At 63.3% G+C, this 20,223-nt stretch carries 19 protein-coding genes; 8 read left to right on the top strand and 11 right to left on the bottom strand.

The window, feature by feature from the left end; all coding sequences use genetic code 11:
* Window positions 1-9: 9 nt before the first annotated feature.
* Together ACTIF6_RS04680 and ACTIF6_RS04675 are read left to right on the top strand one after the other, a co-directional pair.
* Entirely contained in the window at window positions 10-891 is an 882-nt protein-coding gene (locus ACTIF6_RS04680) for a LysR substrate-binding domain-containing protein (RefSeq protein ID WP_439586844.1), read from the top strand.
* Window positions 892-965: 74 nt separating this feature from the next.
* Window positions 966-1,463 carry a GyrI-like domain-containing protein gene (locus tag ACTIF6_RS04675; RefSeq protein ID WP_439586843.1) on the top strand — a complete coding sequence of 166 codons (498 nt, stop codon included), beginning with the start codon at window positions 966-968 and terminating at the stop codon, window positions 1,461-1,463.
* Between the two features lie 20 nt (window positions 1,464-1,483).
* Here the strand turns inward: ACTIF6_RS04675 and ACTIF6_RS04670 are convergent, their stop codons facing one another.
* Window positions 1,484-3,877, bottom strand: coding sequence for a catalase (locus ACTIF6_RS04670; protein ID WP_439586842.1), 2,394 nt, complete (start codon window positions 3,875-3,877; stop codon window positions 1,484-1,486).
* 73 nt (window positions 3,878-3,950) lie between these two features.
* Entirely contained in the window at window positions 3,951-4,214 is a 264-nt protein-coding gene (locus tag ACTIF6_RS04665; RefSeq protein WP_439586841.1) for a hypothetical protein, read from the bottom strand.
* A 255-nt stretch (window positions 4,215-4,469) separates the two neighbouring features.
* Between ACTIF6_RS04665 and ACTIF6_RS04660 the strand changes: the two genes are divergently transcribed.
* The 3 genes from ACTIF6_RS04660 to ACTIF6_RS04650 all read left to right on the top strand — a co-directional run bounded on the left by ACTIF6_RS04660 (window position 4,470) and on the right by ACTIF6_RS04650 (window position 8,672).
* Window positions 4,470-7,751, top strand: coding sequence for a PAS domain S-box protein (locus ACTIF6_RS04660; protein ID WP_439586840.1), 3,282 nt, complete (start codon window positions 4,470-4,472; stop codon window positions 7,749-7,751).
* 116 nt (window positions 7,752-7,867) lie between these two features.
* Window positions 7,868-8,350: a hemerythrin domain-containing protein gene (locus ACTIF6_RS04655; RefSeq protein WP_439586839.1), complete on the top strand. Its 483-nt coding sequence runs from the start codon at window positions 7,868-7,870 to the stop codon at window positions 8,348-8,350.
* Between the two features lie 115 nt (window positions 8,351-8,465).
* The gene (locus ACTIF6_RS04650) at window positions 8,466-8,672 is read left to right on the top strand and encodes a hypothetical protein (RefSeq protein ID WP_439586838.1); all 207 of its coding nucleotides are present in this window, start codon (window positions 8,466-8,468) and stop codon (window positions 8,670-8,672) included.
* Window positions 8,673-8,732: 60 nt separating this feature from the next.
* On the opposite strand, the gene ACTIF6_RS04645 is transcribed toward ACTIF6_RS04650, so the two are convergent.
* From ACTIF6_RS04645 to ACTIF6_RS04605, 9 genes are all read right to left on the bottom strand, one after another.
* On the bottom strand, window positions 8,733-9,725 hold the full coding sequence (locus tag ACTIF6_RS04645; protein WP_439586837.1) for a 2-dehydropantoate 2-reductase: 993 nt from the start codon (window positions 9,723-9,725) through the stop codon (window positions 8,733-8,735).
* A 3-nt stretch (window positions 9,726-9,728) separates the two neighbouring features.
* A complete protein-coding gene (locus ACTIF6_RS04640; protein WP_439586836.1) occupies window positions 9,729-10,490 on the bottom strand; it encodes a class II aldolase/adducin family protein in 762 nt (253 codons plus the stop codon).
* A gap of 9 nt (window positions 10,491-10,499) precedes the next feature.
* Complete coding sequence (locus tag ACTIF6_RS04635; RefSeq protein ID WP_439586835.1) at window positions 10,500-11,879, bottom strand: MmgE/PrpD family protein; 1,380 nt, start codon at window positions 11,877-11,879, stop codon at window positions 10,500-10,502.
* 3 nt (window positions 11,880-11,882) lie between these two features.
* Entirely contained in the window at window positions 11,883-12,899 is a 1,017-nt protein-coding gene (locus tag ACTIF6_RS04630) for a TauD/TfdA family dioxygenase (protein ID WP_439586834.1), read from the bottom strand.
* A 51-nt stretch (window positions 12,900-12,950) separates the two neighbouring features.
* Window positions 12,951-13,271, bottom strand: coding sequence for a DUF4387 domain-containing protein (locus tag ACTIF6_RS04625; RefSeq protein ID WP_439586833.1), 321 nt, complete (start codon window positions 13,269-13,271; stop codon window positions 12,951-12,953).
* Window positions 13,272-13,273: 2 nt separating this feature from the next.
* Window positions 13,274-14,659, bottom strand: coding sequence for an acyclic terpene utilization AtuA family protein (locus ACTIF6_RS04620; protein WP_439586832.1), 1,386 nt, complete (start codon window positions 14,657-14,659; stop codon window positions 13,274-13,276).
* Between the two features lie 67 nt (window positions 14,660-14,726).
* Complete coding sequence (locus tag ACTIF6_RS04615) at window positions 14,727-15,518, bottom strand: amino acid ABC transporter ATP-binding protein (protein ID WP_439586831.1); 792 nt, start codon at window positions 15,516-15,518, stop codon at window positions 14,727-14,729.
* Window positions 15,519-15,537: 19 nt separating this feature from the next.
* Window positions 15,538-16,449, bottom strand: coding sequence for an amino acid ABC transporter permease (locus ACTIF6_RS04610; RefSeq protein ID WP_439586830.1), 912 nt, complete (start codon window positions 16,447-16,449; stop codon window positions 15,538-15,540).
* Window positions 16,450-16,480: 31 nt separating this feature from the next.
* A complete protein-coding gene (locus tag ACTIF6_RS04605; RefSeq protein ID WP_439586829.1) occupies window positions 16,481-17,350 on the bottom strand; it encodes a transporter substrate-binding domain-containing protein in 870 nt (289 codons plus the stop codon).
* 97 nt (window positions 17,351-17,447) lie between these two features.
* Between ACTIF6_RS04605 and ACTIF6_RS04600 the strand changes: the two genes are divergently transcribed.
* The 3 genes from ACTIF6_RS04600 to ACTIF6_RS04590 are packed head-to-tail and all read left to right on the top strand — an operon-like array spanning window position 17,448 to window position 20,143.
* Window positions 17,448-18,065: a MarR family winged helix-turn-helix transcriptional regulator gene (locus ACTIF6_RS04600; protein WP_439586828.1), complete on the top strand. Its 618-nt coding sequence runs from the start codon at window positions 17,448-17,450 to the stop codon at window positions 18,063-18,065.
* 44 nt (window positions 18,066-18,109) lie between these two features.
* Entirely contained in the window at window positions 18,110-18,409 is a 300-nt protein-coding gene (locus ACTIF6_RS04595) for a hypothetical protein (RefSeq protein ID WP_439586827.1), read from the top strand.
* A gap of 12 nt (window positions 18,410-18,421) precedes the next feature.
* A complete protein-coding gene (locus tag ACTIF6_RS04590) occupies window positions 18,422-20,143 on the top strand; it encodes a spermidine synthase (protein ID WP_439586826.1) in 1,722 nt (573 codons plus the stop codon).
* Window positions 20,144-20,223: the final 80 nt, after the last annotated feature.

Here is a 20,223-nt window from a genome sequence, read left to right as displayed (position 1 = left end):
GGCCATCCCATGAATGCCCCCCGCCCCTCCCTGAACGCCCTGCGGGCTTTCGAAGTCTCCGTGCGCCTGGGAAGCATGAGCCGCGCCGCTGAAGAGCTCAGCGTGACGCCCGGCGCCATCAGCCGGCACATCCAGACGCTGGAGAGCCTCTTCGGCGTGGTGCTGCTCAAGCGCCTGTCGCACTCGGTCGTCGCCACCGACGAGGGTGCGAGGCTGGCGGCCAAGCTCACGGAAGGATTTGATCTGATCAACACCAGCGTGGCGCAGTTGCAGCCGGGCCCGCTGACGCTCTCCTGCTCGGCCACGATCATGATGCACTGGCTCATTCCACGGCTGGGACGTTTCAAGCAGAAGCATCCGAACGTTCAGTTGCACCTGGATGTGAACTACGCCGAGATCGATCTTGTTCGAGACGAAGTCGGGGTGGCGATACGCAACGACATGGTGCCGCCGCCCAAGGACGTGATCGTGAAGCACCTCATGAAGGAGGAAGTGGGTCTGGTGTGCGCACCCCACTATCTGCAGAACGCAGGACTCGAGGCACGCATCGAGGACCTGCAACGGGCTCGCATACTGGGCACCAAGACCCGGCCATCGGCCTGGGGCGACTGGCTGAGCGCCATGGGATTTCCCACGATGGAGATCCCGGAGCAGGACGTCTATGAGCACTTCTATCTGATGATCCAGGCGGCGGCCTGTGGCCTGGGAGTGGCCATTACTCCCCGGATGATCGTGCAGGACGAGGTGGCGTCGGGTCGACTCATCGCGCCCTTTGGATTTGCAGCTGGCAAGTTCAACATCCTGCTCTGGATTGCGCCCCACCTGCGGCAGTCCAAAGACCTGCAAGCACTCGTGCGATGGATCACGAGCGAGGTCGACCGTCCTGGCTGACCATTGACGCCTTTCGAGAGTGGCGGCACGTCGATTGCCACGGTCAGGGCCCTGCTTGACCAGAAAGACTGCCCATGCCCGATCAAATCTATCTCGACTACCGCGCCGAACGGCCCTATCTCGGCATTCCCGTCTTCACATCCCTGAACGAGGAGGCCCAGGTGATTGCCCGGCATCTCGCCGAACTGCGTGAATGGATGCGGTCGCGCCAGATTGCCGAAACAGGCCCGCCCTTCGTGCGCTATCGCATGACCGACATGCCGGATCGCATGGAGATCGATGTGTGCCTGCCGGTGAAATCGGCGCCCCCGGGGGACGGGCGGGTACGGGGAAATGCCCTGCCCGCCGGGCAATACGCGGTGCTGGTCCACACAGGGCCTCAGGCCGGTCTCGTGGCTGCGAACGAGAAGATGCAGCGCTGGGCAGCGCAGCAAGGTATCCGGTTCCAGACACGAGAAAGCGAAGACGCCACCGACTGGACCTCCCGCTTGGAGACCTACCTGATTGACGCGCAGTCCGAGCCCGACGCCCGCAAACACCAGACCGAGATCGCCTACCTCGTCAAGGCCTGATGGCGGGAAGCGTGCGCGCTTCAGACCGAAGGCGGATCGGTCTCACGCTCGAAGTGGCGGTGCCTGGCCATCGCCTCAATGAAAGCGTCCACGTTCGTGCCCTGGACGATGCCGGGATCGGCCTCACCCGACGGAAGGGTGGGCGCCACACCGGCCGCCTTCAAAAGCGCATCGGATGCCGGCATCACCAGCACGGTCTTGCAATGGCGGTGCTGGTCGCGAATGAAGTCCAGCGTGTGTGCATCCCTGGCCAGCGCCTCGGCCACGCCTTTGCCATCGGGCAGCACCAGGGCATCAAACAGGAAACCCGGCTCATTCTCCAGCGATGCGTCGGCGTCAATGGCCACGCCGTCGGACGTCTTGACGGGCCCGATGCGGGGGCCGACAAAGCGCGGCACCGCGCCTTCAGCAAACAGCGCGGCATGCACATTCATGGCGCTCTGTCCGTCCATGCCGTCGCCCACCAGCACGGCAATCTTGCGGGCTTTGATGGAGCCGTCTCCAGGCCGCGCCATCAACGACAACGCGGGTGAATGGGTGACTTCAGGCATGGTCGGGTTTTCCAGCGCCCGGGGCATGGGATCGGGCAACACCGCCATGCCCAGACCCTGGGCCACTTCCTGTGCCAGCGATTCGGATGCGTTGCGCAGCGAGGACACCATGCGCTCGCGAATGGCGGGCACCGTGACCTTGGAGAGTTCAAAACGGAAAGCCGCGGCAATGTGCGCCTGCTCCACCGGGCTCTGGCTCTCAAAGAACAGCGTGGCCTGGGTGTAGTGGTCGGCAAATTTCTCGGGCTTGGCGCGCACCTTGCCCTGCTCTTCCTTGGCGTGGATGCGCGCAGGCACAGACACGAAGCCCTGCTGAGCACCGGCCTGGAACGGGCAACCGCCGCCGAGGGAGTTGGGCTCGTAGCTCACACGTCCCCGGTGGATGGCCTGGCGGTGCATGCCATCGCGCTGGTTGTTGTGCACAGGGGCCAATGGCGAGTTGATGGGAATCTCGTGGAAGTTGGGTCCGCCCAGGCGGGTGATCTGCGTATCCACATACGAATGGATGCGGCCCGCCAGCAAGGGGTCGTTGGAAAAATCGATGCCGGGCACGATGTGCGCGGTGCAGAACGCGACCTGCTCGGTTTCGGCGAAGAAGTTGTCGGGGTTGCGGTTGAGCACCATGCGACCCACGGGACGCACGGGCACCAGTTCTTCCGGCACGATCTTGGTCGCGTCGAGAATGTCGAAGCTGAACTGGTCGGCCTGCTCTTCGGTAAACACCTGCAGGCCCAGTTCCCATTCGGGGTAGGCGCCGGCCTCGATGCGCTCCCAAAGGTCGCGGCGGTGGAAATCCGGGTCGGCACCGGAAATCTTGACGGCTTCTTCCCACACCAGGGAATGCGTACCGTAAACCGGGTTCCAGTGAAACTTCACGAACACCGATTCCCCTTCGTCGTTGACCATGCGGAAGGTGTGCACGCCAAAGCCCTGCATGGTGGCATAGCTGCGCGGAATGCCGCGATCGGACATGGCCCACATGAGCATATGGGTGGACTCGGGCATGAGCGAGACGAAATCCCAGAAGGTGTCGTGCGCGCTGGCAGCCTGCGGCATCCCGTTGTGCGGCTCAGGCTTGACGGCGTGCACCAGGTCCGGAAACTTCATGGCGTCCTGAATGAAGAACACCGGCATGTTGTTGCCCACCAGGTCCCAGTTGCCTTCGTCGGTGTAGAACTTCACGGCGAAGCCGCGCACATCGCGTGCGGTGTCCTTGGAGCCACGCTCGCCCTGCACGGTGGAGAAGCGCACGAACACGGGGGTGATCTTGCCCGCCTCCTTGAAGGGCGCGGCCTTGGTGATGTCGGTCAGCGGCTCATAGCACTCGAAGTAGCCATGCGCGGCGGAGCCGCGCGCGTGCACGATGCGCTCGGGAATGCGCTCGTGATCGAAATGGGTGAGCTTCTCGCGCAGGATGAAGTCTTCCAGCAGCACAGGCCCCCGCACGCCGTACTTCAGGGAATTCTGGTTGTCGGCAATGGGCACACCCTGGTTCGTGGTGAGTGCCTGGCCAGAAGAATCCACGCGAACGCGGTCGAGCGCTTCGATGGTCCAGTTCACTCCCTCAGCCGCCTGCGTGCCGGTTTTGGCGGACACGTTTTCTTCCGACAGCGTGCTGCCCGTGGGCAGGGTCGATGCTGGCTCCACGGTGGCGCCGGGCTGCGGCTGGAGGCCGTTGTCAAAACCGTGTTCACCCGCCTTGTTGGGGTTGAACGGCATGCCAGCAACCATGTCCTGCGTCTGCACCACCTGCGTGGTGGCTGTATCGGCGGCGGCGGCGTTTACCTGCGAGGGACCGCTGTCGGTCTGGCGGGCAGCGGCCTTGGCATCGCTGCGGGGTGGGGAGTTTCTGGTGTTGGACATGGGGGGCTTCCGATGCAAGAAAAAGCGCCCCCGCCCACCTGCGCACAAGTGGGCGAGAGCGAGGGATTGCAGCTCAGGGCTGCTGCGGGCGATCGCGACGATCCGCCTCGTTGTCGCGTTGCTCGCGCGTGCCGGAGCCCGGGTAGTCTTTCTGGGTGGAAGGGTTGACCTCCTTGCGGCCTTGCTGGTCGGAGCCACCTGGATTGCTCTGCTCGCGCTGGCCCTGTGGGCGGTTCTGGTCACCTTGCTGGCCGGGGTTCTGACGGCCCGGGTTCTGACGATCCTGACTTTGCTGGTCTTGCTGCTGGCCTTGCTGGCCCTGCTTGTTCGCTGCCATGGAAGTTCTCCTGCGATATGTGGAAGGGATGCGCCGACCGCATGGGGCCGAACGCATGACCTCCCGGCAAAGCGCGTGCCCGATGGAAGCGTTCGCGCTCATCCTCGCGCACGAAGTGCGCCAACCCGCCGATGGCGGAATCTGCGGCAAGAATGACCGGGAGACGCACATCGCCCGGCCATGGCCACGCTTGCACACTCAGCGGGCGGGAACGCCGATTGCCCTGCGTCCGGGCGCTTCGCATGAAAGGAGCCCATGACAGCCAACCCGATGACAGGCCCAGTCGATGTTGAATCGAACCACGCGTATTTGCAGGCGCTGAATGACGCCTTGCGCCCGCTGGGCGACCCGATGGAGATCCAGGCCACCGCCAGCCGCATGCTGGCGCGGCAACTCAACGCCAACCGGGTGGCCTACTTTGATGTGCAGCGGGACGAGTACCTCATCGAGCGTGACCATGTGGAAGGTGTCGCATCCATCGCCGGACGTTATCCAGTGGCTTCTTTTGGTCAGGAAATGCTGGAGCGGTATCGCGCAGGCCGTGTTGCCGTGGCCGGCGACGTCGCGGCCGACGACTCGCTGTCCGAGGAGCAGCACACAGCCTATGCGGCTGTTCAGGTAGGTGCCTACATCGGAGTGCCGCTCATCAAGAGCGGCAAATTCGTGTTGGGCCTGGCGGTGCACAGCAAAGGGCCGCGCCAATGGACCGGCCCTGAGATTGCCTTGGTAGAAGAAACCGCCGAACACACTTGGGCGGCGGTGGAGCGCGCACGCGCGGAGACCGCGTTGGCCCGATCGGAAAGCCACTATCGCCAACTCTTAGACTCCATTGACCAGGGGCTTTGCACCGTCGAGGTGCTGTTCGACGAGCACGGCAAGGCCAACGACTACCGCTTCCTGCGCACGAACAGCGCGTTCGAGCAGCACACCGGCCTGGCCAATGCCCTCGGCCAGCGGGTGCGCGACATGGTGCCAGAGCACGAGGCCTTCTGGTTCGAGGTCTACGGCCAGATCGCGCTGACCGGCGAAGCGCGCCGGTTTGAACACGTCGCGAGGGCACTCAACCGGTTCTACGAGGTGCACGCCTTCCGCATCGGTTCACCCGAGGAACACCAGGTGGCCGTGGTGTTCAACGACATCACCGAGCGCAGGCGCCGCGAAGCGAACCTGGCCTTTCTCTCTGAGATCAGCAGCGACCTGGTTCAACTGTCAAACGCCGACGAAACCCTGGCGCTGGTGGGCGCCAAGATCGGCGCCCACCTGAAAATAGCGCGCTGCGAACTGGCCGAGACCAACGAGGCTGGCGATGAGGTGACGGTGGGGCATGAGTGGCACCGCAGCGGCATGCCGGGCCACCGTGGGGTCTACCGCGTTGCCGATTTTCTGGGTGAAGACGCCGTTCTTGCATTGCGCCGAGGCGAGGCTCTGGTGGTGAAGGACGTTCGCAACGATGGCCGCGTGTATGCCGAAAAGCTGATCGCCATGCGCGCCGCGGCCTTTGTCTGCGTGCCCATGATCCGCGACGGGCGATGGCGATTCCTGCTGTCGGTCAAGCAAGCCGAGCCGCGCGACTGGCTCGACAACGAAGTGGAGTTGATGCAGGAACTGACCACACGGGTCTGGACCCGGCTGGAACAAGCCCGGTCTGAAGAGGCCCTGAAGGTCTCGGACGCCCGGCAGAAAGCGCTGTTCAGTCAGATGCTGGGCGGTGTGGCGGAGACGGACCTGCATGGCCGGTTCCTGAGCGTCAATCGTCGCTACTGCGAGATCCTGGGCTATTCGCAGGAGGAGCTGCTGGGCATGCGGATGCAGGACGTTCTTCATCCCGAAGATCGCCCGGTGAACCTGGAACGGCGCGCGCGGCTCATCCACTACGGCGAGCAGTTCGAGATCGAGAAGCGGTATGTCCGCAAGGACGGTTCGATCATCTGGGTGCACAACAGCGTGTCCCGACTCAGCGATGGCGCAGGCCGGCCCACAGGCATCATCTCCGTGACGCTGGACATCACCGCGCGCAAGCAACAAGAGGCTGAAGCGCGGCGTGGCACGGAACTGCTCGATTTCCTGATCCACCATTCACCCAGCGGTTTTTACGTCGTCGACGCCGACTTCCGCGTTTCACACATCAATGCGGAAACGCAGGCGCGCGCTTTCCGCAACGTCAATCCCGCCATCGGCACGCGGCTGGACGAAGCGATGCGCGTGCTGTGGCCAGAACCGTTGGCCACGGAGCTGATCGCCATCTTCCGCCACACGCTGGAGACGGGAGAACCTTACGTGTCGAACAGCCTCATCAGCGATCGTGCCGACATCAACGAAGTGGAGACCTACAACTGGCAACTGTTGCGCATCACCATGCCCGATGGTCGCCACGCCGTGGCTTGCTTCTACTACGACACCACGCAACTGCGCCGAGCCGAACAGGACCTGCGGGAAGCCGACCAGCGCAAGGACGAATTTCTGGCCACGCTGGCGCACGAGCTGCGCAATCCGCTGGCGCCGATCCGGAACAGCCTGCATGTCCTGCGTCTGACCAACAGCGGAGGTGTGGGTGCCGATCGGCTGCACGACATGCTGGAGCGGCAGGTTTCGCACCTGGTGCGGCTGGTCGATGACCTCATGGAAGTCTCGCGCATCACACGCGGCAAGTTCGAGTTGCGCAAGGAATCGATTGAACTGGGGGATGTGGTCCAGAACGCGTTGGACACCAACAAGCCGTTGATTCGCGCCGCTTCACAGGAACTCTCGGTCTCTCTGCCCGACGAAGTGCTGACACTGGAGGCCGACGGCATGCGCCTTGCTCAGGTGCTGGCCAATCTGCTGAACAACGCCTCCAAGTACACCGGGGAAGGTGGCCGCATCTGGCTGACCGCCCGGCGCGAAGGCCCCGAGGTGGTGATTTCCGTGCGGGACAACGGTGCGGGCATCCCGGGGACCATGCTGCCTCGGGTTTTCGATCTGTTCACACAGGCCGACCACACCTACCACCGCGCCCAGGGCGGGTTGGGCATCGGCCTCACGCTGGTGCGCAGCATCGTGAACATGCATGGCGGCAGCGTGGAGGCGCGCAGCGAAGGGCTCGGCCATGGCAGTGAATTCCTGGTGCGCCTTCCTTTGGTGATGGCGGACCGCATTCCGGGGAAAACGGGGAGCCAGGAGCACGCCAAGGCGCAGAAGTTGCACCGCATCCTGGTGGTGGACGACAACCGCGACAGCGCCGACAGCCTGGAAATGGTGCTGCAATTCCTGGGTGCAGACGTACAGACGGTTTACGACGGACAGGCCGCGCTGGAGGCGCTGCACAACTACCGGCCCTGCGCCATGTTCCTGGACATCGGCATGCCGGACATGGACGGCTACGAGGTCGCACGCCAGGTGCGACAGAGCCCGCAAGGGCAGGACGTGACGCTGATCGCGCTGACCGGCTGGGGCCAGAAGGAAGACCTGCTGCGTTCGCACGAAGCCGGTTTTGACGGCCATCTGGTCAAACCGGCGGAGGTGGAAGACCTGCGCGCGGTGTTGGCCACCCTGAGCTGAGTCGCACACATCTTCACAGCCCATCGGGCACATCGCTTGCCATTGGTCTGAGCGTTCGTTGCACGCGACGAATGCACCCACAACCCGATTCATACCCACGTCAAAAGGAGCTCTTCATGGCCACCACCCGCAACGCCCCCGATGCATGCACGCTGCTCGATGCCGACCACAAAGCCGTCAAGAAGATGTTCAAGGACTACGACGATCTGGCTTCATCCAGAGCGAAATCTGCCGAGCAGAAAAAGCTCGACCTGGCCCGCCAGATCTGCCAGGAGCTCACGGTGCACGCCACCATCGAAGAGGAAATCTTCTACCCCGCTCTGCGCGCGGCGCTCAAGGACACCGATCTGCTCGCCGAAGCGGAGGTCGAGCACGCCAGCGCCAAGGATCTGATCGCACAGATCGAGGCCATGGACACGGCCGACGAAATGTTCGATGCCAAGGTCAAGGTGTTGGGCGAGTACATCGACCACCACGTGAAGGAAGAACGCAACGAAATCTTTCCGAAGGCGCGCGCGGTTCGCGGCCTCGATCTGGTGACGATGCGCGAGGAACTGCAAGCGCGCAAGGATGCCCTGATGGCCGTGGAACCTGCCTGATTCGCGCAGGACAGCAGCGCAAACCGCATTTCTTGCGGCAAGCGCCGCTGTCTGGCGCCTCGCACCGCAGGAACGCCAATTGCCCTGAGGGCGTTCCTACGCGAAAGGACAACACATGGATACCCATCACCACCAGCCGCCACCTGACCAGGCCTTGGCCGAGCGCCCGACGGACTATTCCGATCCGGAGCTCAAGGAGTACACCGACGAGCAGGCCGAGGACCTCCTGGAGACGGTCATCCACTACATGCCCATCGTGTTGCCACTGGCGGGCGCGCTGCAGATTTTCATGCTGGCATTCATTGCGGTGTACCTCGCCTGAAGCGCATGTGCATTCCGACCCGGCGTCGGCGCTCTTCTTTGATGGTCTCTGCGAGGGGTTTCAATACATCCCGGCCACGCGCGCCTTCAACCGCGCAAGTCCCAGCAGGGTATCGATCTGGGGAGTAGGAATCTGCAATTGCCGAGCGATTTCCACCACGGCCGCGACCAGTGCATCGAGTTCCAGGGGTTTCCCGGCTTCGGCGTCCTGCAGCATGGAGGTGCGAAATGCGCCCAGTTGTGAGGTGACGGCATGGCGCTCTTCAGGGTCGACTTCGATGGGCAGCCCGATGCGCCGGCCGATGGCTGCGGCCTCCAGCATGCAGCGCGACATGAAAGCACGAACGAGGTCGTCGGCCATGATCAGGTCGCCCGTCGCTCCCGTGAGTGCCGAAATGGGGTTTACCGTCATGTTTCCCCAGAGCTTGAACCAGATTTCGCGCTGGATGGAATCGGCCGGCTCCACTTCAAATCCAGCCGTTCGGAACACATTCATGGTCTGTTCGCAACGTGGACCTGGAACGGCGCCCATGGGTTCGCCCATGATCAACCGATGACCTGCCACGTGTTGCACCACGCCGGGCGCTGGAGCGGCGGCCGATAGGTGCGTGACGCAGCCGATGACACTCGCTGGATCGATCGCTTGTGAAATGACGCGCTGCGGGTCCACCGTGTTCAGCCCGATGCGGGCCAGCTCCGGGTCCATTCCATGAAGAAACCACCAGGGCACCCCGTTCATGGCCGACAGCACCGTGGTGTGTTTGCCCAGCAAAGGTCCTATTTCGGCGGCAACCTGCTGCATGCCGGTGGTCTTCACGGCCAGAACGACGAGGTCCTGCACGCCCAGTTCTGCCGGCGCTTCCGCAGCGTTCAAGGCGTGTCTAGTGATCACCGACCGACCCGAGATCGTCTCGCGGAGTTCGATTCCGTTGGACTGGATGGCCGCGAGCGTGGGGCCGCGTGCCACGGCGTTCACCGCCACTCCCGCCGCCGCCAGACGAGCCGCCATGAGTCCTCCGACGGCACCCAGGCCGTAGATGCATATGCGCTTCATCGATCAGTCCTTTGCCCGGGTCAGGTCGCGAAATGATGGATCCAGTCGATCCACCTGCCGCACCAGCGCCGCGAAGACGTCTCGACCTCCACCTCGTGTGGTATCGAACTGCAAGGCGTCGGCGCTGGCCTTGCGCTGGATGGCCTCGGGAATGGCCGTGGCTGGCCCCAGCGCAGCACCAGCCACCTGAATTTCGCAGGCGCGCTGAAGGGTCCACAGATAGGCAAAGGCCTGCGCGAGATGGGAACCCCATGACAGAAGGCCGTGGTTGCGCAGGATCACAGCTCGCTTGTCGCCGATGGAGCGGACCACGCGGGGACCTTCGTCGGCGTGCACGGTGATGCCTTCGAAGTCGTGGTACGCAAGCCGACCATGGAGTTGCGCTGCGTAGAAATTGTCCATCGAAAGGCCTGCCTGGTTGCCGGCCACGGCACATCCGGCCGTGGTATGCGTGTGCATCACGCAGTGGGCCTCGGGAATGCCTTGGTGAATCGCGGCGTGCAGGATGAATCCCGCGGGATTGACCGGCCACCTCGATGCCCCCACGATGCGGCCGTCCATGTCGATCCTGACCAGGTTCGACGCGGTGACTTCGCTGTAGTGCAACCCAAACGGGTTAATGAGGAAGTGCCTTTCCGGTCCCGGCAGACGCACCGTGATGTGGTTGTAGATGAGCTCGGTCCAACCCAGCAGAGCAAAAATCCGGTAGCACGCCGCAAGGTCGTTGCGCAGTTCATCCTCAAGGGCATCCCGTGGTGGCGACATGGCAGCTCCTCACCGTTCCCGGGGCATGACGAAAAGTGTCTCGATGCGGTTGGCACCATCCATGGCCTGGATGGCATCGAACAAGGTGGATTCACCCCACTCTCCCAGCACGTCTTTCACCAGAAGCGAGAACTTGGCACGCAGCTCGCCCGGCGTCAGCATGGTTTGCGGCTCACCACGAGGTGCGTGGACGAACTCGCGCCAGACCTCTCCAGACCTGGTGCGAATCTCCACCACGCCCGAGAAGGCTGCGGGGAAGTTGGCTTCGCATTCGGCGTCCTCATAGACGTCAATGCGCTGCATCAGCGCGCGGATGTCGGCATCGGCCAACGCCGGCTCATAGTCGTCCCACCCCATGCGCTTGTGCTTGAGTGCGATGGACAGGCACAGGTGGGTGGAGAACTGGCAATCCACCACGTTCTTGGGGTCGCGCCGCCGTTCCTGCGGTGTGCCCACCACATACACACTGCGCCTGGCCAGTCCCACACGCACCGATTCGATCTGGGCGATGTCGATGGCGTGGCGCGCATGCAAGGCAAAGACAGCGTCCAGCGGCGAATGGATACCCCGGCAGCAGGGATAGGGCTTCAATCCCGACTGCATGATCTCCCACACGGTTCCGAGGCCTTGGACAGCCCTGGCTGGCTGCGGCTCCGGCGAATAGACGTTGAAAAAGCCTTCCTTGCCCTCAAACGCCTGGGTCGCCCCGGTATAGCCCCGTCGAGCCAGCGATGCCGCCAACAGACCACCTGCGGCGGCGTTGCCCACGTGAAAGCGCTTGGTCCAGGCCCCGTTCACCACGAACTGACCGGTGCCGGCCGATTCGCTGAGCGCGGTACCGAAAGCGTGTTCCATCTGCAGAGGGGTGAGCTTGAACAGGTTTCCGGCTGCGGCGGCAGCACCAAACACGCCGACGGTGGCGCTCGCATGGAATCCACGCTCGCTGTGTTTGAGCACCGGCAAACCCAGGGCCACGCGGATCATGACTTCGTAACCCGCCACGATGGCTCCGATCAACTCGCGCGTGCTGGCACCCACCATCTGCGCAGCGGCCAGCGCAGCAGGAATGACCGGCGCTCCCGGATGCAGCTGAGCGGGCGCGTGGGTGTCATCGAAATCAAGGCTGTGGGCCGCGGCCCCTGCCAGCAGCGCTGCGGCCTGCGGCCTCCAGCGCTCCCTCGTGCCCGCCACCTGAATGTCGCCCCGGTCAAGCCCGAGATCGCGCAACGTGTCCTTGAGCACGAGCGTGGAATCGAGGCTCTGGGAACGGATGATGATGCCGCTCAAGTCCATGAAGAGCAGCTTGGTTCGTTCGACCACCTCGACGGGAAGGTCGTCGAATCGCAGATCGGCCGCGAAGCGGGCCAGCATCGATGTCACAGCGGTCATGGTTCAGGCGGTCTGTTTGATGGCGGGAATACCACGACGGACGAAAGACGCGAAATCGGGCGAGAGTTGCACGCTGTCTTCAAGGTTGATCCACATCCGCAGCAAGTAGCGTTTTCGGCCGTCGTCATGGTCGAAGTAGTTGCTGCGCGCATGCAGCGTGATGAAGTTGTTGATGATCTGGATGTCACCCGGCTCCAGCAGCATGTCCAGGCGCATGTCCTCTCGCGTGCCCAGCTCGTGCACATAGTCGATCGCCTCCTGCTCCAGCGGCGTGAGGGGAACGCCCCGCTTCTTCGCTCCGGTTTCGATGATCCTTTTTGCAAAGGCGCAGTTCACGCGGCCGTTGTTGTATTCGAAGACCGGAATCGGCGTGGCCGTGACCTCGTTGGGGTCGGCATTGGGCCCATAGCCCCGGTAGTCGTGATAGAAGCCCTCGTACAGCACTTCCAGGTACTCGGGATGGTTCAGCAGGATTTCGTTGTGGATCGCCACCGAACTGACCAGGCTGCTGATGCCCCCTTGCTGAGCCTTCTCAACGCAGAGCAGCGCGACCACATCGGCCAGGTCGGTGTGCGGATCGAGCAACTGGTTGGTGGTGTTGTTGCGCCGGTTCGGGTCGGTGGTGTTGAGCGCGAGATCGGTCACAGCCGCCACGAAGTCGCCCGCCACGTTGTGAGAGATCACCTGGCCCATGTGGGTCCCGATGCCCCAGTAGATCGTCTTGATGTCTTCGATGCTGTAGCGCTCGACCGGGAAACCCTTGAGCAGCACGAAGCCCCGGCCATTGCGGATCTGGTCATCGATCTCGATCAGCTTGCAGCCGAACACCGGCAAGGGGAACGCTTCCTTGCCGAACTCCCCCCAGGCCAGGCCCTCGGCCTTGATGACCTGGAACGCTTCATCGATTTCGTCGAGTTCGTCCGTGGTCAGGTGGTAAATCCAGGAGCGGTCGTTCTGAACGTCGGCGGCCTTCCACGCGGTGGCGTCCTTGACGAGGGTGCGGAGAATGGACTTGGTCATGATGGGTCTCTTGATGTGGAATGTGAGGAGTGGAGCCTGGAGGCAGCGTCTTCAGGCAGGCAGCGGTGGAACGTCCAGATCGACCAGGGGGCCGAACTGCTGTCCCCCGAAGAGGTCGGTATCCGCCGGGTCCCCGGAGGGCACCAGACGCGGCACCGTGACCTTGATGGCATTGCCGGGTGCGTAGTTGAAGAGCCGTACCCGGGATTCGTCGACCTGGAAGAAGGCCGCCATGGCCGGCTTGTTGATCACCCCACTGGCAACCACGTGCTCATAGCTGACGGCGTCAGGAAACATGATGTCCAGCGTGAGCTGGAAAGGGCCGGCGTTCTTGGTCCGGATGAGTTTGGCGATGTCGCGCAGACGTGGCATGTTCAGGCCTCCTCGTAACGGATGGGATGGAGTTCGAGCGGGTTGTCGAGTTCGACCACGTGGTTGAGCACGAACTGGTATGCCTCGCCCAGGCTCCAGAAGTGCGGAGCGATCGGGAAGGCCAGGTTGGAAAGCAGCCCCTGCCACTGGGGCACGGAATGGTGAAGCACCATGTGAGCCGCCTGGCCGGCGATGGCATACGCCACCTCCTGCGTCTTGGCCAGGGTCACCATCAACAGGCCGATTTCGTTGCCGACTCGCTCCGGGAACGGCTCTCGTTCCCCCATGACGCCCGACTTGCCATACAGCTTGTAGTGGATCTGGTACTCGCCGCGGATGGCGGGTCCATAGACCGCTTCGACGTTCTCGGCAATGTGGTCCTTGAGCCCATCGAACCACGTGTCGAACTGCTCGAGAATGACCGGATCCCGAACGCCACCGAGCACCATGGCGCGGTAACCGATGAGCCTGGCGCCTTCGAGCTTCACGGTGTAAGGCAGGGGACGGAATTCGCTGCCGCTGACGCGCACTTCGCGTTCGTTGACCGCCTCGTACCGCGCCCCGGTCAGGTCCATCTCGCCGCCAGGTTCGAGCATCCGGTAGGGGTCGGCCGTCTCATAAAGCGCATGGGCCGCCACACTGAGCGGTGAGCACTGCTGCGTGGGACTCACGGGCTCCAGTGTGAAATGCCCGTCGGTGATCGTGCAGATCATGCCCTCGGGCTTCTCCATGGTGACCACGGCAGCGCCACCGCATTCCATGATCTTGGCCGCGTGCCAGCAGAGGCCCGCAGGAAAGCCTTGCGATACAGGAATGGCAGCGAAGATGGCGGCATCCGTGGAGCGCCCCGCCAGCACCACATCTGCGCCCCCTTCCAGTGCGGCCACATAGGCTTCAGCGCCCATCATCGCAACAATGTGGTCGGCGTCGCGCAGCACGCTTTCATCGATCTCCGGCGCCGGGTCCAGCGCCCGGATGCGGCCTTCACGGTACTTCTGGAGCAAGAGCTCCCTCGGAGGCTCGGACTCGATCACCGCAATGCGGAAGTTCAGACCTTCCTCTTGCGCGATCTCCCGCACGATCTCGCGCACCCAGTTCAGGTTCCAGTTACCGCCACTGCCCCCGCACGACCCAATGAGCAGGGGCACCTGGATGGAACGTGCCCCGGTGACGAGGATGCGCAGGTCGCGCTTGATGGCGGCGCGAGAAAAGAACGGCTTGTTGCCTCCCAGGTTGGCGGGCCCACCATCGGTGGAGCCTGCATCGCAGCCGATGAAGGCCAGGCCGCGAGAGAGCGCCGCGCGGAAATGGTCTTCCGAGAAGCCCACGCCAAGGACGCCGGTCGGCGACAGGTATCGAATGTGTCGGTGATGGTCTGAGTTGTCCATGGTGCTGTTTTGTGGATTTCTGTTATCGATATCAAAAGTTATTGAAAGGCCAAAAAAAAGACTGCCGTCACATCACCCGCGAGAGGAAGGACCGGAGTCGATCGGTCTTCGGATTCGACAGCGTTTCCCGCGCTTCCCCCTGTTCGAGGATGCGGCCGCCTTCCATGAAGACCACGCGCGTGGCGACCTCGCGGGCGAAGCCGATTTCATGGGTCACGATCACCATCGTCTTGCCCGCCTGGGCGAGATCGGACACCACGCCGAGCACCTCGCCCACCAGTTCAGGGTCCAGTGCGCTGGTGGGCTCGTCGAACAACATCACCTTGGGCCGCATTGCCAGCGCCCGCGCGATGGCCACACGCTGTTGTTGCCCACCCGAGAGCATCTGGGGATACGCGGTGATCTTGTCCGCCAGACCGACACGACCCAGCAGGTGGTGTGCACGTGTTCTCGCGTCTGCGACGGAGTCGCCGTGCACCTGCACCGGCCCTTCCATGACGTTTTCTTCCACCGTCATGTGCGGAAACAGCACAAACTGCTGGAACACCATGCCCAGTTGCTGCCGCTGGCGGGCAATGTCCCTGGGGCTGAGCGCCCGAAGCTGGCGGCCTTCCTGCCGGTAGCCCAGCAGTTCACCGTTCAGGTAGATCGAACCGCCCTCAATGGTTTCGAGCTGGTGAATGCAGCGCACCAGCGTGGACTTGCCGGAACCCGAAGGACCGATGACGGCGACCACTTCGCCTTCGTCGATGTCCAGCGAGACTTCGTTCAGCACCTGCAGGCTGCCGTATCGCTTGACGACGTTGTGCAGGCGCAGCACATGGCCTTTCGGCGTGGAGGATGGGGTGACGCTGGGCATGGATTGTTCCGTCATCGCTTCAGGCCTGCTCGACCGCAGGGGATGTTTGGGTGGTGTCCCGACGGTGGCCTTTGGAGTAATGGCGCTCCAGGCGCGACTGGAAGGCATACAGCAGGGTGATGACCGCGAGGTACCAGATGACGGCGACCATCAGCAGCGGGACGATTTCGTACGTGCGGTTGTAGATGATCTGCACGGAATGAAGAAGGTCGTTCATGGCAATGACACTGACCAGCGCGGTGGCCTTTGCCATGCCGATGATCTGGTTGCCCGTGGGAGGAATGATGAACCGCATGGCCTGTGGAAAGATGATGCGGAAAAAGGCCTTTGCGGGTGTCATGCCCAGTGCCCTGGCGGCATCGTGCTGCCGGGTATCGACCGACGAGAGCCCGGCGCGCACGATCTCCGTCATGTAGGCGCCTTCGGCCAGCCCGAGTCCCAGCAGTGCGGCGAGGAACGGCGTGATGACCGAATTGGTCGGCCACTCCGCAAGGGGCGGCAGGAACGGCAGGCCGATGGTGATCTTGGGGATCAGGTACGCCAGGTTGTACCAAAAGATCAACTGGATCAACAAAGGTGTGCCACGGAACACCCACAGGTAGGTCTGCGCCGCCCAGCGACCTGGCTTGAAGTCAGACACCAGCGCCAACGCGGCGATGGTGCCGATCACGGTGCCGATGACCATGGCGATGACCGTCAGCAGAAGCGTGGTGCCCAGCCCCAGAAGGATGTTCGCCGAGAACAGGTATTTCCAGACCACCGCCCATTCGAAGCGGGGATTGGTGAAGAGGAAATACACCACCTGCACAGCTGCGAGAACGAGCAACAGAGTAAGGCCCCAACGAAAGGGGCTGGTCCGGTGGCGGGCCGTCGAGACGTCCACCGGGTCGCCTTGAGAGGCGGGCGCTCGCACGCGTTCGGCGACGGACATGGCCAGAACTCCTTGTGACATGACGCTCAACTCACTTGCTTGATGGGTTCAACTGCGGTGCCGGCGCTTTCGCCAGCGTGAGGCCCCATTTGTCCATGATGCGGCCGTATTCACCCGAAGTCCACAGCACCTTGAGGGCGTCGTTCAACACCGGACTGAGCTCGGAATTTTTCTTGAGGACGAAGCCCTGGTGCAGAACACCCAGGCCGTCGGTCTCGTCGGTCTGGATCGTGAATTTGCCTGGATTGCGTTGTTGCAGGTAGAGCGCTGCGGCCATCTGCATGCCTGCCACATCGGCCCTGCCCGACTGCGCGGCAAGCACCGTGGCGTTCTGGTCTGCCAGCGGCACCATCTGCAATGACGCCTGCTTGCTGGCAACACAGCGCTCGCTGACCTTCCTGGCGTAATCCTCCTGCGCCGAGCCAGCGGGAAATGAAATGCGAAGGCCGCAAAGATCGGCCAGCCGGGAGGTTTTGTGACCGCCTGCCACCGGCAGCACGAAAGCGGGTTTGCTGAGCAGCCAGGTCAGGATGTCATAACGCTCTTCACGGGCTTTGGTGGACAGCAGGGGGCCGGCTGAGAGGTCGTAACGCCCAGTGTCGATGCCTGCCAGCATGGCAGGCAGGTTGCTGACGATGGTGATGTCGATCCTGACGCCCAGCAAGGGCTCGAGCGCCCGGGCCATGTCCGCATCGATTCCGGTCACGGTCTTGCCGTCGTCTCCAACGATTCGATAGGGAGCGAAAGAATCGCCTACCATCTTGAGCACCTTTGCCGTCTTGACGGATGCGGGCAAGCGCTCGAACAAGGGGGGCGGCGCGCTCTGCGCCGAAGCGGTCAGATGCATGGCACCGGTCAGCAGCCCGAGGGCCGTCAGCGCCAGGGTGGTGACGCGACGCATGCCGGCGCTCGGGAGAAATGGGGAAAGTCTTGGGGCCATCGGTGTCTCCTGCGGTTTACGCTCAGTCATCAAACTGGAATCAGCTTGACTTTGTAAAATGTTATCGATATCAAATGTTATCGATATCGGTGTTTACCCTGAATGCACCATCTGCGCACAGAATGCACTCTTGTCGCTTTCCAGCCGCCAAATCATGAACGCCATGCAACGAACCCCTTCAGCCCCCTCACCGGAACGCCCGAAGCGTCGCACGAAGTCCACCGGAACATCCAGCGTTCTGACGCCCGACATGGCCGGATTCCGCCTGCTCAAGCTGACCAACCTCATGAGCCGGCCATTCTTTGGCCAGTTTGCCAAACAGCACGAGCTGACCCTGAACGAATGGCGTTCCATCGTGGTGCTGGCCAACAAGCCTGGCAGCGCCGCGCAGGACGTGAGCGCGGCAACCGGCCTGCATCCGATGAACATCAGCCGGGCGGTGATCGCCTTGCGAAAGCGCGGGTTGGTCGAAGAGGCGAGAGACCCGGAAAACCACCGTCGCATGTTGCTCTGGCTGACACCGACAGGTGAAACCCTGTTCAAATCGATCGCACCACATTCGGAAGCCCAGAACCGGCTCCTGTTCGACGTGTTGAGCAAGGAGGAACTTGCCAGCTTCGCGCGAACACTGGAGAAGTTGATGCTTCGCGCAGAAGAAATCACGCAAGATCAATGACCAGCGCTTCCAGTTGATCCCCGACCGGCACTGGATACCGCTTCATGCCCCTCTTCGCCGCCACGGTTTTTCTTTCAGCATTCCTGCTGTTTCAGATTCAACCCATCGTGGCCAAGATGATCCTGCCCTGGTTCGGCGGGTCCTCCTCGGTATGGACACTGTGCATGGTGTTCTTCCAGGTGGAACTGCTGGTGGGGTATGCCTATGTCCACCTGGTCCATGAAAAGCTCAGCGCCCGCCGACAGCCCTGGGTGCATGGTGCGCTGCTGCTGCTGAGCCTGGCCACGCTGCCGGTGGTGGCCGATCCTTCCTGGAAGCTGGACGCGCAGGCCCACCCTACCTGAAGCGTGTTGGGGGTGCTGGCCACCACGGTGGGCGTGCCCTACCTGCTGCTTTCCACCACCGGCCCCTTGATGCAGGCCTGGTACGCGCGCAGTTTTGTGGCGCAAGGCGTGCAGCCCTACCGGCTGTATGCGCTGTCCAACCTGGCGTCCATGCTGGCGCTGTTGTCGTACCCGGTGCTGGTGGAGCCGGCCATGGCGGTGAAGCCACAGGCCTGGGTGTGGTCCGCGGGCTACGCGCTGTTCGTGCTGTCCTGCGTGGTCACGGCGGGCTACACCCTGCGGCGCCAGGAGGGTACCGACGCCCGCACGCAAGAAGCACCTGCAGACCATGCACCGCACCCCGGCTGGCGCGAATGCCTCATGTGGGTGGGCCTGGCGGCCACGGCCTCCATGCTGTTGCTGGCCATCACGCGCCACCTCACGCAGGACGTGGCACCGGTGCCCTTCCTCTGGGTGCTGCCCCTGGCGCTGTACCTGCTGAGCTTCATCCTGTGTTTCGACGCGCCGCGCTACTACGTGCGCCCACTGTTCCTGGGCACGCTGCCGCTGGCCTTCGTGGCGCTGGATGTCGCCATGAACGAAGGCGTGAGCGCCTCGGTGCTGGTGGGCCTGCTGAGCGCCGCCGTGTTCATCTTCTGCATGGTGTGCCACGGCGAACTGGTTCGGCGCCGGCCACCAGTGCGCCACCTCACGCTGTTCTATCTCATGCTTTCAGTGGGCGGCGCGCTCGGCGGCCTGTTCGTGGGCTTGCTGGCGCCCGTGGCGTTCAACGCATATTTCGAACTGCCCCTGGGTCTGTTCCTGTGCGCGCTGCTGATGGTGCTGGTGCTGTGGCCCGAGCTGCGCGGCAGGCCATACGCCCGCTGGGCACGCGGTGCCCTGCTGGTCGCATTGCTGCTGTATGGCGCGAGGCTCTCCAGCATCTCGCTGGACTATGTGCAGGGCTACACCGAAGTGGTGCGCAACTTCTACAGCCAGACCCGCATCGAGGACAGCATGGACCAGGACGGTCTGGGTCCGGTCCGCAGCATGGTGCACGGCAGCATCACCCATGGCGAGCAGTACCTGAACCATCCCCGGCGCGCCACCGCCTACTACTGCGAGCGCACCGGCATCGGCCGGGCGCTGCAAAGCCTGCCGACCGACCGGCCACGAAAAATCGGCGTGGTGGGCCTGGGCGCGGGCACGCTCGCGATGTACGGGCGCGCGGGCGACGAGATGCGCATGGTCGAGATCAACGACCAGGTGCTGGACCTGGCACGCAAGCACTTCAGTTACCTGGCCGACAGCGCCGCCACCATCGTGCCCCTGCTGGGCGATGGCCGCCTGGTGCTGGAGCGCGATCCCCCGCAGGCTTTCGACCTGCTCGCCATGGACGCCTTCTCGGGCGACTCCATTCCCACGCACCTGCTCACGCTGGAAGCCTTCGAGGCCTACCAGCGCCACATGAAGCCCGATGGCCTGCTGGCGGTGCACATCACCAACACGTATCTGGACCTGCGCCCGGTCATGGCCTCGGCCGCACAGCATCTGGGCAAGGTGGCGCTTCTGCTGGAACTGAGCGCCGGCCATGGCGACCCGTTCTGCCGCCGATCGTCGTGGGTGGTGTTCGTGAATCCCGCGCAGGCCGCTGCGCTGCCAGCGGTGCTGCAAGGCGCGAAGGTGCTGACACCCACACCCGGGTTCCGTCCCTGGACGGACACGTTCTCGAACCTGTTCGACATCCTGATTTGAACGTCACTCATACCTCACCGTCCTCACATCGTCGAGACGTCGCACAATCGCGCTCGCTTCACACGACGCTTGTGCGGATT

The sequence above is a fragment of the Hydrogenophaga sp. genome (genome assembly GCF_051860785.1).
Classification (GTDB): Bacteria; Pseudomonadota; Gammaproteobacteria; order Burkholderiales; family Burkholderiaceae_C; genus Hydrogenophaga.
The sequence above is the reverse complement of the archived record's forward strand: the minus strand, read 5'-3'. Positions and strand labels throughout refer to the sequence as shown.

Excerpts from the sequence above, each read along its gene's own strand:
- ACTIF6_RS04680 (WP_439586844.1), top strand. The coding sequence starts at position 10 with ATGAATGCCCCCCGCCCCTCCCTGAACGCCCTGCGGGCTTTCGAAGTC.
- ACTIF6_RS04675 (WP_439586843.1), top strand. The coding sequence starts at position 966 with ATGCCCGATCAAATCTATCTCGACTACCGCGCCGAACGGCCCTATCTC.
- ACTIF6_RS04670 (WP_439586842.1), bottom strand. The coding sequence starts at position 3,877 with ATGTCCAACACCAGAAACTCCCCACCCCGCAGCGATGCCAAGGCCGCT.
- ACTIF6_RS04665 (WP_439586841.1), bottom strand. The coding sequence starts at position 4,214 with ATGGCAGCGAACAAGCAGGGCCAGCAAGGCCAGCAGCAAGACCAGCAA.
- ACTIF6_RS04660 (WP_439586840.1), top strand. The coding sequence starts at position 4,470 with ATGACAGCCAACCCGATGACAGGCCCAGTCGATGTTGAATCGAACCAC.
- ACTIF6_RS04655 (WP_439586839.1), top strand. The coding sequence starts at position 7,868 with ATGGCCACCACCCGCAACGCCCCCGATGCATGCACGCTGCTCGATGCC.
- ACTIF6_RS04650 (WP_439586838.1), top strand. The coding sequence starts at position 8,466 with ATGGATACCCATCACCACCAGCCGCCACCTGACCAGGCCTTGGCCGAG.
- ACTIF6_RS04645 (WP_439586837.1), bottom strand. The coding sequence starts at position 9,725 with ATGAAGCGCATATGCATCTACGGCCTGGGTGCCGTCGGAGGACTCATG.
- ACTIF6_RS04640 (WP_439586836.1), bottom strand. The coding sequence starts at position 10,490 with ATGTCGCCACCACGGGATGCCCTTGAGGATGAACTGCGCAACGACCTT.
- ACTIF6_RS04635 (WP_439586835.1), bottom strand. The coding sequence starts at position 11,879 with ATGACCGCTGTGACATCGATGCTGGCCCGCTTCGCGGCCGATCTGCGA.
- ACTIF6_RS04630 (WP_439586834.1), bottom strand. The coding sequence starts at position 12,899 with ATGACCAAGTCCATTCTCCGCACCCTCGTCAAGGACGCCACCGCGTGG.
- ACTIF6_RS04625 (WP_439586833.1), bottom strand. The coding sequence starts at position 13,271 with ATGCCACGTCTGCGCGACATCGCCAAACTCATCCGGACCAAGAACGCC.
- ACTIF6_RS04620 (WP_439586832.1), bottom strand. The coding sequence starts at position 14,659 with ATGGACAACTCAGACCATCACCGACACATTCGATACCTGTCGCCGACC.
- ACTIF6_RS04615 (WP_439586831.1), bottom strand. The coding sequence starts at position 15,518 with ATGCCCAGCGTCACCCCATCCTCCACGCCGAAAGGCCATGTGCTGCGC.
- ACTIF6_RS04610 (WP_439586830.1), bottom strand. The coding sequence starts at position 16,449 with ATGTCCGTCGCCGAACGCGTGCGAGCGCCCGCCTCTCAAGGCGACCCG.
- ACTIF6_RS04605 (WP_439586829.1), bottom strand. The coding sequence starts at position 17,350 with ATGCGTCGCGTCACCACCCTGGCGCTGACGGCCCTCGGGCTGCTGACC.
- ACTIF6_RS04600 (WP_439586828.1), top strand. The coding sequence starts at position 17,448 with ATGTTATCGATATCAAATGTTATCGATATCGGTGTTTACCCTGAATGC.
- ACTIF6_RS04595 (WP_439586827.1), top strand. The coding sequence starts at position 18,110 with ATGCCCCTCTTCGCCGCCACGGTTTTTCTTTCAGCATTCCTGCTGTTT.